The 14939-nt window shown below is 67.4% G+C and carries 11 protein-coding genes; 7 read left to right on the top strand and 4 right to left on the bottom strand.

The genetic code is table 11. The features are described from left to right. The first annotated feature begins 133 nt into the window (after positions 1 to 133). The gene (locus ASE79_RS18560) at positions 134 to 1621 is read left to right on the top strand and encodes an MATE family efflux transporter (protein ID WP_056420561.1); all 1488 of its coding nucleotides are present in this window, start codon (positions 134 to 136) and stop codon (positions 1619 to 1621) included. 137 nt (positions 1622 to 1758) lie between these two features. Here the strand turns inward: ASE79_RS18560 and ASE79_RS18555 are convergent, their stop codons facing one another. From ASE79_RS18555 to ASE79_RS18540, 4 genes are all read right to left on the bottom strand, one after another. Then, positions 1759 to 2523: an NYN domain-containing protein gene (locus ASE79_RS18555; RefSeq protein WP_056420219.1), complete on the bottom strand. Its 765-nt coding sequence runs from the start codon at positions 2521 to 2523 to the stop codon at positions 1759 to 1761. A gap of 10 nt (positions 2524 to 2533) precedes the next feature. Further along, the gene (locus tag ASE79_RS18550; RefSeq protein WP_056420216.1) at positions 2534 to 2914 is read right to left on the bottom strand and encodes a DoxX family protein; all 381 of its coding nucleotides are present in this window, start codon (positions 2912 to 2914) and stop codon (positions 2534 to 2536) included. 220 nt (positions 2915 to 3134) lie between these two features. Continuing rightward, positions 3135 to 3611 carry a transcription elongation factor GreB gene (greB, locus tag ASE79_RS18545; protein ID WP_056420559.1) on the bottom strand — a complete coding sequence of 159 codons (477 nt, stop codon included), beginning with the start codon at positions 3609 to 3611 and terminating at the stop codon, positions 3135 to 3137. A gap of 118 nt (positions 3612 to 3729) precedes the next feature. Beyond that, on the bottom strand, positions 3730 to 5715 hold the full coding sequence (locus ASE79_RS18540) for a transglycosylase SLT domain-containing protein (protein ID WP_416354524.1): 1986 nt from the start codon (positions 5713 to 5715) through the stop codon (positions 3730 to 3732). 124 nt (positions 5716 to 5839) lie between these two features. On the opposite strand from ASE79_RS18540, the gene dapA reads away from it, so the two are divergent. From dapA to ASE79_RS18510, 6 genes are all read left to right on the top strand, one after another. Continuing rightward, entirely contained in the window at positions 5840 to 6724 is an 885-nt protein-coding gene (gene dapA, locus ASE79_RS18535; RefSeq protein ID WP_056420209.1) for a 4-hydroxy-tetrahydrodipicolinate synthase, read from the top strand. Positions 6725 to 6894: 170 nt separating this feature from the next. Then, positions 6895 to 7377, top strand: coding sequence for an SsrA-binding protein SmpB (gene smpB / locus ASE79_RS18530; protein ID WP_055879372.1), 483 nt, complete (start codon positions 6895 to 6897; stop codon positions 7375 to 7377). A gap of 78 nt (positions 7378 to 7455) precedes the next feature. After that, on the top strand, positions 7456 to 7950 hold the full coding sequence (locus ASE79_RS18525; protein WP_056420556.1) for a DUF2062 domain-containing protein: 495 nt from the start codon (positions 7456 to 7458) through the stop codon (positions 7948 to 7950). A gap of 84 nt (positions 7951 to 8034) precedes the next feature. Continuing rightward, positions 8035 to 10110 (top strand): M13 family metallopeptidase, encoded by a 2076-nt coding sequence (locus ASE79_RS18520; protein WP_056420207.1) that lies wholly within the window; start codon positions 8035 to 8037, stop codon positions 10108 to 10110. A 179-nt stretch (positions 10111 to 10289) separates the two neighbouring features. Continuing rightward, positions 10290 to 12335: a M13 family metallopeptidase gene (locus ASE79_RS18515; RefSeq protein ID WP_056420205.1), complete on the top strand. Its 2046-nt coding sequence runs from the start codon at positions 10290 to 10292 to the stop codon at positions 12333 to 12335. Positions 12336 to 12533: 198 nt separating this feature from the next. Next, a complete protein-coding gene (locus ASE79_RS18510) occupies positions 12534 to 14936 on the top strand; it encodes a response regulator (protein ID WP_056420204.1) in 2403 nt (800 codons plus the stop codon). The last annotated feature ends 3 nt before the right edge of the window (positions 14937 to 14939 follow it).

Raw genomic sequence — 14939 nt, 5'->3', positions numbered from 1 at the left:
CGCTCCTGAGGGGGGACCTGCCGACTTGTTCCCGCGTTCATTCCGCGGCTAGGCATGGAGCCTGAGGGGGCGTCCGCCCGTCCGCCGGTGGATACCGGACAATCCGGCCAGACGGAGTGACTGTGTGAGCGATCTGCCATCCAACGTCGACACAAGCGCTCACGCCACCCCCAGCCCCAAACCCGGCGGCAAACCCGGCCAGCGCGATCTCACCACCGGCCATATCGGCCGCACGCTGCTCGCCTTCGCGCTCCCGACGCTGGGCTCGAACATCCTGCAATCGCTCAACGGCTCGATCAACGCGATCTGGGTCGGGCGCTATCTCGGCGAGGGCGCGCTGGCCGCGACCTCGAACGCCAACATCATCATGTTCCTGACGTTCGGCGCGGTGTTCGGGTTCGGGATGGCGGCGACGATCCTCGTCGGCCAGAGCTTCGGCCGCCACGATATCGACGGCGCACGCCGCGCGTTCGGCTCGGCGGTGGGACTGGTGCTCGGCGGGGCGATCGTCATCGCCGCGCTCGGCTGGGTGTTCGCGCCCGAGATCCTGCACCTCCTCGCGACGCCCGGCGATGCGATGCCGCTCGCGCTCGCCTATCTGCGCGTGATCTTCCTCGGGCTGCCCGCATCGATGATGATGGTGCTGCTGATGATGGGCCTGCGCGGTACCGGCGATTCGATGACGCCGCTCTGGTTCATGCTGCTCAGCGCGATCCTCGACAGTGGGTTCAACCCGTTGCTGATCGCCGGGATCGGGCCGTTTCCGCAGTTGGGGATCGCCGGGTCGGCGATGGCGACGCTGATCGCCAGCCATGTCTCGCTGCTCGGGCTGGTCCTCTATATCTACCGGCGCGACCTGCCGCTGCGGCTGCGCGGGCCCGAGCTGCGCTACCTAATCCCCGAGCGTGCGCTGACCGGCACGATCGTGCGCAAGGGCCTGCCGATGGGCGCGCAGATGCTCGTCATGTCGACCGCGGGGCTCGCGATGGTCGGGCTGGTCAACCGGCTCGGCGTCGATACCGCGGCGGCCTATGCGGTGTCGCAGCAGCTCTGGACCTATATCCAGATGCCCGCTTTGGCGATCGGCGCGGCGGTCAGCTCGATGGCGGCGCAGAATATCGGCGCGGGCCGCTGGGACCGGGTCGGCGATATCACCAAGTACGGCCTGCTCTTCAACATCGCGCTGACCGGCGCGATGGTCGGCGTGGTGATCCTGTTCGACCGGCCGGTGATGACGCTGTTCATCGGCGGCGACAGCCCGGCCTTGCCGATCGCGCGGCATATCCAGCTGATCGCGAGCTGGAACTTCATCCTGTTCGGCATGACGATGGTGCTGTTCTCGACGGTGCGCGCAAACGGTGCGGTGATCGCGCCGCTGATCGCGCTGATCATCGCGTTGTACCCGGTGCGGATCGGCTTTGCGCTGTTGGCGAAACCGTGGCTTGGGCCGGATGCGCTGTGGTGGAGCTTTCCTCTGGGATCGGCGGCGACGCTCGCGATCGCGATCGGCTATTACCGCTACGGAAATTGGCGGAAGGGCGCGCTGGTGGTGCCCGAGGATTGCGAGGAGGGCGCGCTCGCGATGACCGAACCGGGCGGGCGGTTGCAGCCGACGGGGTAACCTGAGCTACCACCCCGGCGGAGGCCGGGGCCCAATTGGGAAGGTCGTAGTAACGAAGCGCCGCCCGTCGTCGTCGACGTCCCCCAATTGGGCCCCGGCCTTCGCCGGGGTGGTGCAGATGGTCTCGGCGTTCCGCCCTACCGCAGCCGCTTCACGAACGACCGGCCACCCTCGCGGCGCTCGTGCTGGAAGTTCGGGATCGTCTCGATCAAATCTGACAGCCGGTTGAACCCGTAATTCCGCGCATCGAAGCTCGAGCGGTTGCCCGCCAGCTGGCCGAGTTCGGCGACGCTCGCATAGCCCTTCTCGTCGCGCTTCACCGCGTTGTACGCGTCGATCAACAGCTTGATCACCTGTTCGTCGATCGGTTGCGCAGTCTTGGGGCGGGGGGCCGGGGCAGGCGCCGCTGCCTTCTCGCCCGCGACCGGTGCCGGGGCGGGCGCGGGCATCGGCTGCGACCTCTCGTTCAGCGCGCCCACGTCGATGAACCGCGTGCAGGCTTGGCGGAACCCCTCGGGCGTGCGGCTGGTACCGAAGCCGTAGACGGGGATGCCGTCCTGCCGGATGCGCGTCGCCAGCGGCATGAAATCGCTGTCTGACGACATGATCCCGAACCCGTCGATCCGCCCGCGGAACAGCAGGTCCATCGCGTCGATCGTCATCTTCATGTCGGTTGCGTTCTTGCCCTTGGTCAGGTCGAACTGCTGCTGCGGCTCGATGCCGTGCTTGATCGACATGTCGCTCCACGCCTTCAGCGCGGGCTTGGACCAGTTGCCATAGACCCGCCGGACGTTGACCGTGCCGAGCTCGGCAAGGACGGTCAGCACCGGGTCGAGCGTGGCGGCGGACGCGTTGTCCGCGTCGATCAGGAGGGCGACGTTGCGCGTTGTGGTATCGATCATGCGCGCAGGATTAGACGCGCCCGCGCCCCGCGTCCACGCTCCACGCGCCGCCGCCCGCCGCGGCAAGGTACAGGAAGACGAAGCAGTACAGCACCGCCGCCTCGCCGCCATTGGCGATCGGGAAGGGGCCCTGCGGCAGATGCACCATGAAATAGGCGACCGCGGACATCCCCGACAGCACGAACGCCACCGGCCGCGTGAACAGACCGACGATCAGCAGCCCGCCGCCGACGACCTCGATCACACCGGCGGCGGTCAGCAGCGGGGTCATCGGCATCGGGAACGGCGGCAGGCCAAAGAACTTCGAGATGCCGTGGCTGAAGAACACGAGCGCGACGATGATCCGCATGACGCTGAGCAGGCGGGCGGACCAGGTGGCGGGTATCGGCATGGGGAAATCCTCGGTGTCGTTGCGACCCCGAAATGTCCCACGCGGCACGTCTGGTCAATTTACGTAATTCGAAACGGATCGTTGACGGGCGTTCCAATCCTCCCCCGCCAGGGGGAGGTGGCACCGAAGGTGACGGAGGGGGAGGATACGGAACAGCCGTTTCGCTCACCGTCCCCTCCGTCTGGCAAGCGCCAGCCACCTCCCCCTGGCGGGGGAGGATTCAGGGATACGCGATCGCGATCACCTCATATTCACGCTCGCCCGCGGGCAGGTCGACGCGGCGCACGTCACCGATCGCCGCCCCGCGCAGCGCCCGCGCGAACGGCGAGTTCCAGCCGATCCGCCCGTTGCTCGCGTCGGTTTCGTCGTCGCCGACCAATGTCAGAATGCGCTCGACATCATCCTCGTCCGCGACCGTCACGCACGCCCCGAACCAGACGCGCGAACGATCCTCCTGCGCGGCGGGATCGACGACCTTGGCCGCCTTCATCCGCTTCGACAGCCAGCCGAGCCGCCGGTCGATCTCGCGCAGCCGCTTGCGGCCGTAGATGTAATCCCCGTTCTCCGACCGGTCGCCATTGCCCGCCGCCCACGAGATCGTCTCGACAAGCTTGGGCCGCTCGCCGACGAGAAGGTGTTCATATTCCTCGCGCAGCACGGTGTAACCGGCGGGGGTGATATAGTTCGGGCGATCCATACGCGTCCGTATCATGTTCTGCGCGACCGTCATCCTGACGAAAGTCAGGATCCAGAGCCACGAAGGACCATCGCGCGTTACCCTGGATCCTGACTTTCGTCAGGATGACGAAAAGGCCTCAGCCTGGCCGGTTCTTCCCCAGATACCACGACAACCTCGCGGCGCCCCGGCTCTTCGCCCGCGCGGGGTTCATCAGGTCGTACACCACCGCGTTTTCCAGCACACGCTGCACATAATTGCGCGTCTCCTGGTACGGGATCGCCTCGACCCAATCGACCATATCCACAGCCCCCGTGCGCGGATCGCCGTTCGCGCGAAGCCATTTGTTCACGTTGCCGCCGCCCGCATTATACGCCGCCACCGCAAGCGGATAGCTGCCGTAATTGGCGTAGACGCGCTGGAAATAGCTCGATCCCAGCATGATCGACATGTTCGGATCGGTCGTCAGCGCCGCCTGGTTATACGCCAGCCCGATCTTGCCCGACTGCTCGCGCGCGGTGGCGGGCATCAGCTGCATCAGCCCGCGCGCACCGGCGTGGCTGACCGCGGCGCGATCGAACTGGCTTTCCTGGCGCGAGATCGCGTGGATGATCGTCCAATTGTCCTCATATCCCGCGGGCACCGCGACCATCGGAAAGCCGACCGCGGAATAATCGCTTAAGCCGTTCGCCAGCGCGCTCCGCCCGACCATCACGCCCAGATCGGGGCGGTTGATGCTCTTCGACAGCTCGGCGGCGAGCAGGTGATCGGTGTCGGTCGTCGCGTCGGCGGCGATCTGGCGAACGAACGCGGTCTGGTCCTGCCAGTCGCCGATCTGGCCGAGGAACTTCACCGCGCGCACCACCTCGCGCCGGTCGAACGCGGCGCGTGCCGCCGGATCGATCGCCACCGACGCCACCGATGGCGGCGCGACCAGCGCGCGCCCGGTGCGCTCGTTCGCGAGTTGCCCGTAATATTGATCGCGGTACCCGGCCGCCTGCCCGTAGAACGCCGCCGCCTGCGGCGCGAGCCCCGCCGCTTCGGCCGCACGCCCCGCCCAGTAATAGCCCTTCGACCGGACCTGCGGCGAGCGCGAGCCACGCGCATAGCGGTCGAACAGCGTCATCGCATCCGCCGGCCGCCCAAGCTGTTTCATCGCGACGCGGCCGCCGAGCCAGGCGAGATTGGTATATTCGTCGCGCTCGGCATAGGATTTGGTCGAGACGTCGGCGCCGTAAGGATAGGCGTCGTCGATCTGCCGCGCGATGTCATAGGCGACCTGATACTGGCTGTCGTTCGCCGCGCCGTTCGCGTTGGTGACGAGCACCTCATACCATTCCGCCGCATTCCCCGGCCGCGTCGTCAGCGACCGCGGCCGCGCCAGCCACGCGCGCGCCGACGGGCTCGCGCCCGAATTGCGCAACCACTGCGCCCGGTCCGCGACATAGCCCGCGTCGTTGGCATACAAGGTCTGCGTCGAAGCCGAGATGTCCGAGGCATTCGGCGCATTCGTCCGGAACGCGAGCCGCGCCGCGAACACCGGTCGCCGCGCCGCGCTGGTCCATACCAGTTGCCGCTGCGCCGCTCCGGTCTGGCCCGCCCACAGCAGCGCATCCATCCGCGCGTCCTGATCGTCCGGCGTCAGCGCACCGGGGAAGCCCGACACGACCATCGCCTCGTCGGTCGGCGTCAGCCCGCTGCTGCGCCACGCGGTCCGCACCGCAGCATAGGCCTGATCGCGCGCGCCCGTCGCCTGCAGAGCCCGCGCATAAGCGACACCGCCCGAGGCCGTTTGCGGCGGATACCGGCGGAAGAATGCGGCGACGCTGGCGGGCGAACCCGTCGCCGCCTTGCGCTCGGCCGCACGCCGGTTCGCAGCCTCGTTCGGCCAACCCGGATGCGCCATCAGGAAGCCCGCATAGCTGTCGAACGGCAGCGCGTCGGTCTGCTGCAACGCGCGCCACTGCGCGATCGTCGCGGCGATCGCACCGTCGCTTGCCATTGGCTGCGCATTGGGCCCCATATTGGCGAGCTGCGTGCTGTAGCGATCCAGCGTCTGCTGCCCGCCTCCGGACGCGGCGACCGTCCCCGCCACGACTGCAAGAAGAAGGCTCGTTTTCAACATCGATGCTACCATGTGGACAGCATACGCCTCGAACCCGTATCTGTCCTGAACGAAATCCGGATTCCACCCGGTATTTGGCGCAACAGGCCAGACTTTTCTTCTCGCAGGGACGCAAGGCTACCGCATGTTTTCAGGATCGATTCCGGCACTCGTCACGCCGTTCGCCGCCGATGGCAGCTTCGACGAACCCGCCTATCGCGACTTCATCGAGTGGCAGATCGCGGAGGGCTCGTCGGGCCTCGTCGCGTGCGGCACCACCGGCGAGGCGGCGACCTTGTCGTATGACGAGCATTTTCACGTCGTCCGCGTCTGTGTCGATCAGGCGAAGGGCCGCGTCCCCGTGATCGCCGGCGCAGGCTCGAACGACACGCGCGTCGCCTCCGCCAATTTGCGCGCCGCCAAGGACGCCGGTGCCGACGCCGCGCTGATGGTCCCGCCTTATTACAACCGGCCGGGGCAGGAGGGCATCTTCCGCCATTTCGAGGCGCTCGCGCAGGCGACCCCGTTGCCGATCATCCTCTACAACGTGCCCGCGCGCACCGTGACCGACATCCAGCCGGCGACGCTCGCCCGGATCGTCACGGCGTTCCCCGCCGTGTTCGTCGGCGTGAAGGATGCCAGCGGCGTGCTCGCCCGCGTGTCGCAGCACCGCGCGGCGTGCGGCCCCGACTTCTGCCAGCTCTCGGGCAATGACGACCTCGCGCTCGCGTTCAACGTGATGGGCGGCACCGGCTGCATCTCGGTAACCGCCAACGTCGCGCCCAAGCTGTGCGCAGAGTTCCAGGCGGCGTGCCAGTCGGGCGATTTCGTCAAGGCGCTGACCTATCAGGACCGGCTGTATCCGCTCCACGAAGCGCTCTTCACCGACGCCTCGCCGGGCCCGGTGAAATACGCGATGACGAAGGTCCGCACAGGCTTCCCCGAAACGCTGCGCCTGCCGATGACGCCCGCCGGCGAGCCGTCACGCGCCGCCGTCGACGCCGCGTTGGCGCACGCCGGTCTGGCCTGATCCCACGCCGTCATCCTGACGAAAGTCAGGACCCAGAGCCAAGCAGCGCACCGCGCCGTAACTTTGGGTCCTGACTTTCGTCAGGATGACGTGGGGGCAGACAAGAAACGCACACCTGCGCCCCGCCACCGCTTCCCCTAAGCCCCGCGACCTCCTACATCGCGCGTCCCATGGCACGTCCCAAACCCCCCACCTTCGAGAAGACCAAGATCGTCGCCGAAAACCGGCGCGCGCGGTATGATTATTATATCGAGCAGGTGTTCGAGGCGGGCATCGCGCTGACCGGCACCGAGGTGAAGGCGTTGCGCGGCGGCGAGGGCTCGATCGCCGAGGCCTATGCCGAGGTGAAGGGCAAGAATGTCGTCCTGGTGAACTCGAACATCCCCGAATTCAGCCACGGCAACCGCTTCAACCACGAGCCCAAGCGGCCGCGCAAGCTGCTGCTCCACGAGCGCGAGATCAACAAGATGTTCGGCGCGGTCGCGCGTCAGGGCATGACGCTCGTACCGCTGATGATCTACTTCAATTCGAAGGGCCGCGCGAAGATCGAACTGGCGCTCGCCAAGGGCAAGCAGAACCACGACAAGCGCGATTCGGTGAAGGAACAGGACTGGAAACGCGAGCAGGGCCGGATCATGCGGGATCGCGGATAGCCTGTGTCGAAGGCGCCGGGCAGCATATTCTCGCGTCTCGCGGCGTGGTCGCATCGTAACCTGCCCACGCGCGAATCGATGGAGAAGAACCGTCTTCTCCGCCCCGTCGCGCACCGCGTGCTCGCGCCCGAACTCTGGCGCTTCACTCGCCGCTCGGTCCCGCGCGGCGTCGCGCTCGGGATGGTCGCGGGCATCCTGATCCCGGTCGCGCAGACCCCCGTTGCGGCGATCTTCGCGCTGCCGTTCCGCGCCAACGTGCCGACCGCGGCGCTGACCACGTTCATCACCAATCCGCTGACGACGCCGCCGCTGTGGATCGCAGCCTATTGGATCGGCTCGTCGCTGCTGCGGCTCGACGAGCATGTTCCCGGCCAGCCCGTCGCCGAGGCCGCCGCGCGGACCGAATGGATCCCTTGGCTGATGCAGGCGGGGCCCGCCACCGCGCTGGGGCTGCTGGTCATCACGATCGTCTGCTCGATCGGCGGCTATGCGCTCAGCGCGCTGGGCTGGCGGCTGTGGATCGCGCGCAAATGGCGGAACCGGCACGATAATCGCGGCGGCGACGTTTCGTAACATTTGACACCGGTTGGAATTGACGGACCGTCTTATCGGCGTAGAACACACCGTATCCAGACGGTCTTTTCTCCGAGGTTCTTGATGCGCAAGTCGATTGTTACCGTGATCCTGCTCGCGTCCGCCGCATCGGCGATCGCGCAGACCGCCCCGCGGACCGCCCCGCGCACTGCGACGCCCCGTTCCTCCACGCCTGCGCCGGCGACCAAGGACGCGAACAAACCGCAGATCGGCGATTTCGGATTCGACATGGCGGGCCGCGATACCAGCGTGACGCCCGGCACGGACTTTTTCGACTACACCAATGGCGGCTGGGTGAAGGCCACGCCGATCCCCGCCGATCGCTCGTCCTACGGTATGTTCCACGTCCTGCAGGACCTGTCGCTATCGCGCACCCGCACGATCCTCGATGTCGCCGCCACGAAGCCCGGCGACAAGGTCGGCGATTTCTACACCAGCTTCATGGACGAGGCGGCGGTCAACGCGAAGGGGGCCGTGCCCGTCAAGCCGATGCTCGCCGCGCTGCGTGCCACCAGGGACAAGACCGCGCTCGTCACCGAGATCGCCAGGCTTCAGCGCCAGGGCGTCGGCGGCCTCGTCGGCGTCGGCGTGCAGCAGGACGACAAGGATCCGACCACCTATGTCGTCGGCCTCGGCCAGAGCGGCCTCGGGCTGCCCGATCGCGATTATTACCTGAAGGACGACGCGAAGCTCGCGACGATCCGCACCGCCTATCAGGCGTATCTCACGCGGATGCTGACGCTGGCGGGCGAGCCCAACGCCGCCGCGCGCGCCGCCGCGGTGTTCAACATGGAGAAGGGCCTCGCCACCGCGCACTGGACCCGGATCGAGAGCCGCGATGCGGACAAGACCTACAACAAATGGACCGCCGCCGACTTCGCGGCAAAGGCACCGGGCTTCCCCTGGGCGCAGTACATGACCGCGATGGGCGTCGCGGGCCGTCCATTCTACCTCGTCGCACAGCCGACCGCGTTCACCGGCGAGGCCAAGGTGTTCGCGGACACGCCGCTCGCCGTGTTGCAGGATTACGCGATGCTCAAGGTGCTGCGCGCCTACGCGCCGTATCTCTCGAGCGATTTCGACAAGACCAACTTCGGCTTCTACGGCACCACGCTGTCGGGCACGCCCGAGCAGCAGGTCCGCTGGAAGCGCGGCGTCTCGACCGTGTCGGGCGCGATGGGCGAGGCGATCGGCCAGCAGTATGTCGCGAAATATTTCCCGCCCGCGTCGAAGGCCGCGGCAGACGATCTCGTCAAGAACGTGATCGCGGCGATGGGCGAGCGTCTCAAGAACCTCGAATGGATGGCGCCCGAGACCAAGACCAAGGCGCTCGCCAAACTGGCTGCGTTCACCCCTAAGATCGGCTATCCCGACAAGTGGCGCGATTATTCTGCGCTCCAGATCCAGCGCGGCGATCTCGTCGGCAATGTCTCCCGCGCCAACGCGTTCGAATATGATCGCGACCTCAAGAAGCTGGGCCAGCCGATCGACCGGGCCGAGTGGTTCATGACGCCGATGACGATCAACGCATACGCCAACCCGACGATGAACGAGGTCGTCTTCCCCGCCGCGATCCTCCAGCCGCCCTTCTTCGATCCGAAGGCGGACCCGGCGGTCAATTACGGCGGCATCGGCGCGGTGATCGGTCACGAGATCAGCCATCACTTCGACGACCAGGGCCGAAAATACGATCTCAACGGCAAGCTCACCGACTGGTGGACGCCGCAGGACGTCGCGCGCTTCAAGGTGTTCACCGATGCGCTCGTGAAGCAGTATGACGCGTATGAGCCGCTGCCCGGCCAGCACATCCAGGGCGGCCTGACGCTCGGCGAGAACATCGCCGATCTGGCAGGGCTGACGGTGGCGTACGACGCGTATCACAAGTCACTCGGCGGCAAGCCGGCACCGATCATCGACGGCACGACCGGCGACCAGCGCTTCTACTACGGCTGGGCGGGCGTCTGGCGCACCAAGTTCCGCGACGCAGCGCTCCAGCAGGCACTGCTCTCGGATCCGCATTCGCCGGGCCATCAGCGCGTGCTCACCGTCCGCAACCTCGATCCCTGGTACGCCGCGTTCGGCGCCAAGCCCGGCGAAGCAAGCTACCTCGCCCCCGCCAACCGCGTTCGGATCTGGTAACAAGACCCCGCCGCACACCCCGACCACGCACCCCACCCCGGCGAAGGCCGGGGCCCAGTTGGGGGACAGCCGTAACAGCGGACTGCCCCTCGTTACCGAGACCTTTCCCAACTGGACCCCGGCCTTCGCCGGGGAGGTCGTGTCGGTGGTATGTGCCAACGAAATTCTAGGAGAACCCCATGAAGTCCTTCCTCGTCGCCGGCCTTCTCGCCGCAACCGCCATCACCGGCGTCACCGCCGCCATCTCGCAAACGGCTGAGCCGACCCCGCCAGCGCAAGCCTCCACCGGCGCGCAATACGGCACGTTCGGCTTCGACGAGAAGGGCATGGACAAGACCGTCCAGCCCGGTGACGACTTCTACACCTTCGCCAACGGCAACTGGTCGAAGGCCAACCCGATCCCCGCCGACAAGTCGAACTACGGCTCGTTCAACCTCCTGTCCGACCTGTCCGAGACGCGCACGCGCGGCATCCTCGACACCGCCGCGAAGGACAAGGGCTCGAAGATCGGCCGCGCCTACGCGACGTTCCTCGACACCGGCACGATCGAGGCCAAGGGCCTCGCCCCGATCCGCCCTTGGCTCGGCAAGATCGCCGCGCTGAAGGACCGCGCCGGCTACCCCGCGCTGCTCGCCGAAGCCGACCGCGCCGGCATCCGTGGCCCGTTCGGCGGCGGCGTCGGCCAGGACGACAAGCTGCCCGAGCAATATGCGCTCTCGCTTGGCCAGTCCGGTCTCGGCCTCCCCGACCGCGATTATTACCTCAGCACCGACGCGAAGCTGGTCGAGGCACGCAATGCCTACCGCGCGCACATCGCCAAGATGCTGACGCTCGCGGGTGAACCCAATGCCGAGGCGCGCGCTGCTGCGCTGCTGGCGTTCGAGACCGAGATCGCCAAGGTCAGCTGGACTCGCGTCGACAGCCGCGACGCCACCAAGACCTATAACAAGATGACCGTCGCCGACCTCGCCAAGCGCGCGCCCGGCTTCGATTTCGCGGGCTATTTCAAGGGCATCGGCACGCCCGTCGCGACCGTCATCGTCGCACAGCCCTCGGCGATCACCGGCATCGCCAAGCTCGTCTCGACCGCGCCGCTCGGCGTGCTGAAGGACCAGCTGATGCTCCGCTCGCTCGACGGCTATGCCGACGTGCTCCCCAAGGCGTTCGATGCCGAGCAGTTCGCGTTCTACGGCACCGTCCTCGGCGGCACGCCCGAGCAGGAAGCCCGCTGGAAGCGCGGCGTCCAGTTCACCTCCGGTGCGCTCGATGACGAGGTCAGCAAGCTCTACGTCGCGCAGTATTTCCCGCCCGAGACCAAGGCCGCGGCCGACAAACTCGTCAAGAACGTGCTGGCCGCGATGGGCCGCCGGATCGACAAGCTCGAATGGATGGCGCCCGAGACGAAGGTGAAGGCGCACGCCAAGCTCGCCGCGTTCACGCCCAAGATCGGTTATCCCAGCCAGTGGAAGGATTTTTCGGGCCTGGAGATCACGAGCGGCGACGCGTTCGGCAACGAATGGCGCGCCAACGAATGGCAGCATCAGGACAATATCTCGAAGCTCGGCAAGCCGCTCCAGCGCTGGGAATGGGGCATGACGCCGATGACGGTGAACGCCTATGCCAATTTCGGCATGGTCGAGATCGTCTTCCCCGCCGCGATCCTGCAACCGCCGTTCTTCGATCCCAAGGCGGACGATGCGGTCAATTACGGCGGCATCGGCGCGGTGATCGGTCACGAGCTGAGCCATCATTTCGACGATCAGGGCTCGAAATACGACGCGCACGGCCAGCTCACCGACTGGTGGACGCCCAAGGACATCGCCGGCTTCCAGGCGCTCACCGGCAAGCTCGGCGCGCAATATGACGCGTACGAACCGCTGCCCGGCATGCACGTGAAGGGCCAACTGACGATGGGCGAGAACATCGCCGATCTCGCCGGGCTTACGGTCGCCTATGACGCCTACCACACCGCGCTCGGCGGCAAGGCGGCGCCCGTGCTCGATGGCTTCACCGGCGACCAGCGCTTCTATCTCGGCTGGGCGCAGGTCTGGCGCCGCAACTACCGCGAAGCCAATCTCCGCAACCGCTTGCTGACCGATCCGCACTCGCCGTCGCAGCAGCGCGCCTGGGTCGTGCGCAACCTCGACCCCTGGTACGCGGCGTACAAGCCGACCGCGGGGCAGAAGCTGTACCTGACGCCCGAGCAGCGCGTCCGGATCTGGTAAGCGGCGCCCCGTGCGATTGGAGGAAGCCCACCAGAATTACTGCTGGCGGGCTTCCTCATCGCCTAACTATGCGGGGGGACGCACCACCCCAACCACGGGGAGAGGGTAGGGCGCGCCGCCTGCAGTCCGCGCGCCCCACCCCTAGAAACCCACCAACGCGCTTGACGCCTAACCCCGCTCCGGCGGAAGACCGTCCCGATGGCATCGATCGCTTTACCCACCCCCGTCCGCAACGCGGCGCTCGTCGCCGCCGCCTCGGGCATCGCTGCCGCCGCGATCATATTGCTGCTGGTCGGCAGCTGGATCGTCGCCGCCGGTTTCTTCGCCGCCGCCGTCATCGTCATCGGCGCGCTGATCGCCTGGCGCCTGCTCAATCCGGTCACGAACGACGCGTCGCGCCCGGTCGACTGGGACCTCACCCGGACGGTAGCCGAAGCCGGCTCCGACGCGCTCGCGATCACCGACCGCGCAGGGCGCCTCGTCTGCGCGAACGACGCGTATGAGGCGCTGTTCGCAGGCTTCCCGACTCCCCCCGGCCTCCCGCTCGACGACGCCGGCACCGCAGCCCTCGCCGACGCCGGCCGAGCCGCGTGGCGCGACGGCAGCGCGCATGTCGACCGGCTCGCCGCACGAGACATCGCGCTGTCCGCGCAGATCGCGCGCGCCGGCGACGATGCGGACATGCTCGTCTGGCGCTTCGTCACCGCGCAGGAGCACGACCTCGCAGAGACACTTGCCGCCTTGCTCGCGGGCCCGACCGGAGACCGGCTCGGCGGCAGCGGCATCATGGCCGCCTTGCTCTCGCCCGACGGCCGCGTCCGCACCGCCAACCGTGTGCTCAGGGCGCGCGCGTGCGGCGACGAATATGACGCGATCGAAGGCCGCGACTTCGCCCGCTTCCTCATCACCGACAGCCGCGGCCTCGTCCGCTTCGAACGCGAGGGGCTTGAGGGCACGCCGCTGCGAGTCCTCCAGATCCCGTTCCTCGACGGCGACGACGCGCCCGTGCTCGTCGCATTGCTCGACGACGAGGAGGACGCGCCCGCGCTCGGCGCCAGTGCCTCCGCGCATGTCCGCAGCCTGGTCAGCATGATGCCGTTCGGCATGGCGCTGGTCGATCGCGACGGCCGCTTCCTCCAGATGAACGACTCGTTCCTGCGCGCGGCGGGCGTCAATGCGGTCGCACCGCCGCTCTACCCCGGCGATCTCGTCGTCCGCGAGGACAAGGCCGCGGTCGCCGACGCGATCCGCAAATTCGCCGGCGGCGCGACGCACTCGACCGACATGGCCGTCCGTCTCAAGGATCACCCCGACGAGCCGGTCGCACTCACCATCGCCGGTGCGCGCGGCCTCGGCGATGCGGCGGTCCTCCTCAGCCTCAAGGACAATAGCGAGGAAAGCCGTCTCAAGCGCGAAGTCGCCCAGGCCACCAAGATGCAGGCGGTCGGCCAGCTCGCGGGCGGCGTCGCGCATGATTTCAACAACATCCTCACCGCGATCATCGGCCATTGCGACCTGATGCTCATGCGCCATTCGCCCGGCGACAGCGATTATGACGACATCCAGCAGGTCCGCACCAACTCGAACCGCGCCGCCAGCCTCACGCGCCAGCTGCTCGCCTTCTCGCGCCAGCAGACGCTTCGCCCGCAAATCCTTCAGCTCCCCGACGTCGTCTCCGAAGTCTCGAACCTGCTCAAGCGGCTGATGGGTGAGACCGTCCGCCTCGACATGACTCACGGCCGCAATCTCGGCCCGGTCCGCGCCGATCCCGGCCAGCTCGAACAGGTCGTCGTCAACCTCGCGGTCAACGCACGCGACGCGATCGTCTCGGCGAATGCGCGCGGCGGCGGCGTGCTCACCATCACCACGCGCGCGGTGCCCGCGTCCGAAGTGCGCGAGATGGCGTCGGATATCCTGCCGGTCGCCGACTATACCGCGCTGATCGTGCAGGACACCGGCACCGGCATCCCGCCCGACGTGCTGCCCAAGATCTTCGAACCCTTCTTCACCACCAAGGAATTCGGCAAGGGCACCGGGCTCGGCCTCTCGACCGTCTATGGCATCGTCAAACAGTCCGGCGGCTACATCTTCGCCGACAGCAAGCCGGGGCAGGGCGCGATCTTCTCGATGTACCTGCCGGTGCACTCCGCGCCCGCCGCCACGCGCCCGGCGGTTCTCAAGCCGACGCCCAAGCCCGTCGATCTGTGGGGCACCGGCACGATCCTGCTGGTCGAGGACGAGGACATGGTCCGCGCGGTCGCCGAACGCGCGCTGGTGCGGCAGGGCTATACCGTGCTCACCGCCGAGAATGGCGAAGTCGCGCTCGAGGTGCTCGCCAAGCACGGCCGTCCCGACCTGCTGATCAGCGACGTCGTCATGCCGCAAATGGATGGCCCGACGATGGTGCGGCATGCGCGCGAGAGCTATCCCGACCTGCCGATCCTGTTCATGTCGGGCTATGCCGAGGAGCAATTGCGCCGCTCGATCGATCTCGACAACGTCGCATTCCTGCCCAAGCCCTTCTCGGTGCAGGAACTCGCCGAAGCGGCACGAGACGTGCTCGCGACGCGCCGACACGAACAAGATGTTGGCAAGTCGTAACAA

The organism is Sphingomonas sp. Leaf28 (assembly GCF_001421685.1).
Taxonomy (GTDB): Bacteria; Pseudomonadota; Alphaproteobacteria; order Sphingomonadales; family Sphingomonadaceae; genus Sphingomonas; species Sphingomonas aurantiaca.
The sequence above is the reverse complement of the archived record's forward strand: the minus strand, read 5'-3'. Positions and strand labels throughout refer to the sequence as shown.

Coding starts and splice junctions, on each gene's coding strand:
- ASE79_RS18555 (WP_056420219.1), bottom strand. CDS start 2,523: ATGATCGATACCACAACGCGCAACGTCGCCCTCCTGATCGACGCGGAC.
- ASE79_RS18550 (WP_056420216.1), bottom strand. CDS start 2,914: ATGCCGATACCCGCCACCTGGTCCGCCCGCCTGCTCAGCGTCATGCGG.
- greB (WP_056420559.1), bottom strand. CDS start 3,611: ATGGATCGCCCGAACTATATCACCCCCGCCGGTTACACCGTGCTGCGC.
- ASE79_RS18540 (WP_416354524.1), bottom strand. CDS start 5,715: ATGTTGAAAACGAGCCTTCTTCTTGCAGTCGTGGCGGGGACGGTCGCC.
- dapA (WP_056420209.1), top strand. CDS start 5,840: ATGTTTTCAGGATCGATTCCGGCACTCGTCACGCCGTTCGCCGCCGAT.
- smpB (WP_055879372.1), top strand. CDS start 6,895: ATGGCACGTCCCAAACCCCCCACCTTCGAGAAGACCAAGATCGTCGCC.
- ASE79_RS18525 (WP_056420556.1), top strand. CDS start 7,456: ATGGAGAAGAACCGTCTTCTCCGCCCCGTCGCGCACCGCGTGCTCGCG.
- ASE79_RS18520 (WP_056420207.1), top strand. CDS start 8,035: ATGCGCAAGTCGATTGTTACCGTGATCCTGCTCGCGTCCGCCGCATCG.
- ASE79_RS18515 (WP_056420205.1), top strand. CDS start 10,290: ATGAAGTCCTTCCTCGTCGCCGGCCTTCTCGCCGCAACCGCCATCACC.
- ASE79_RS18510 (WP_056420204.1), top strand. CDS start 12,534: ATGGCATCGATCGCTTTACCCACCCCCGTCCGCAACGCGGCGCTCGTC.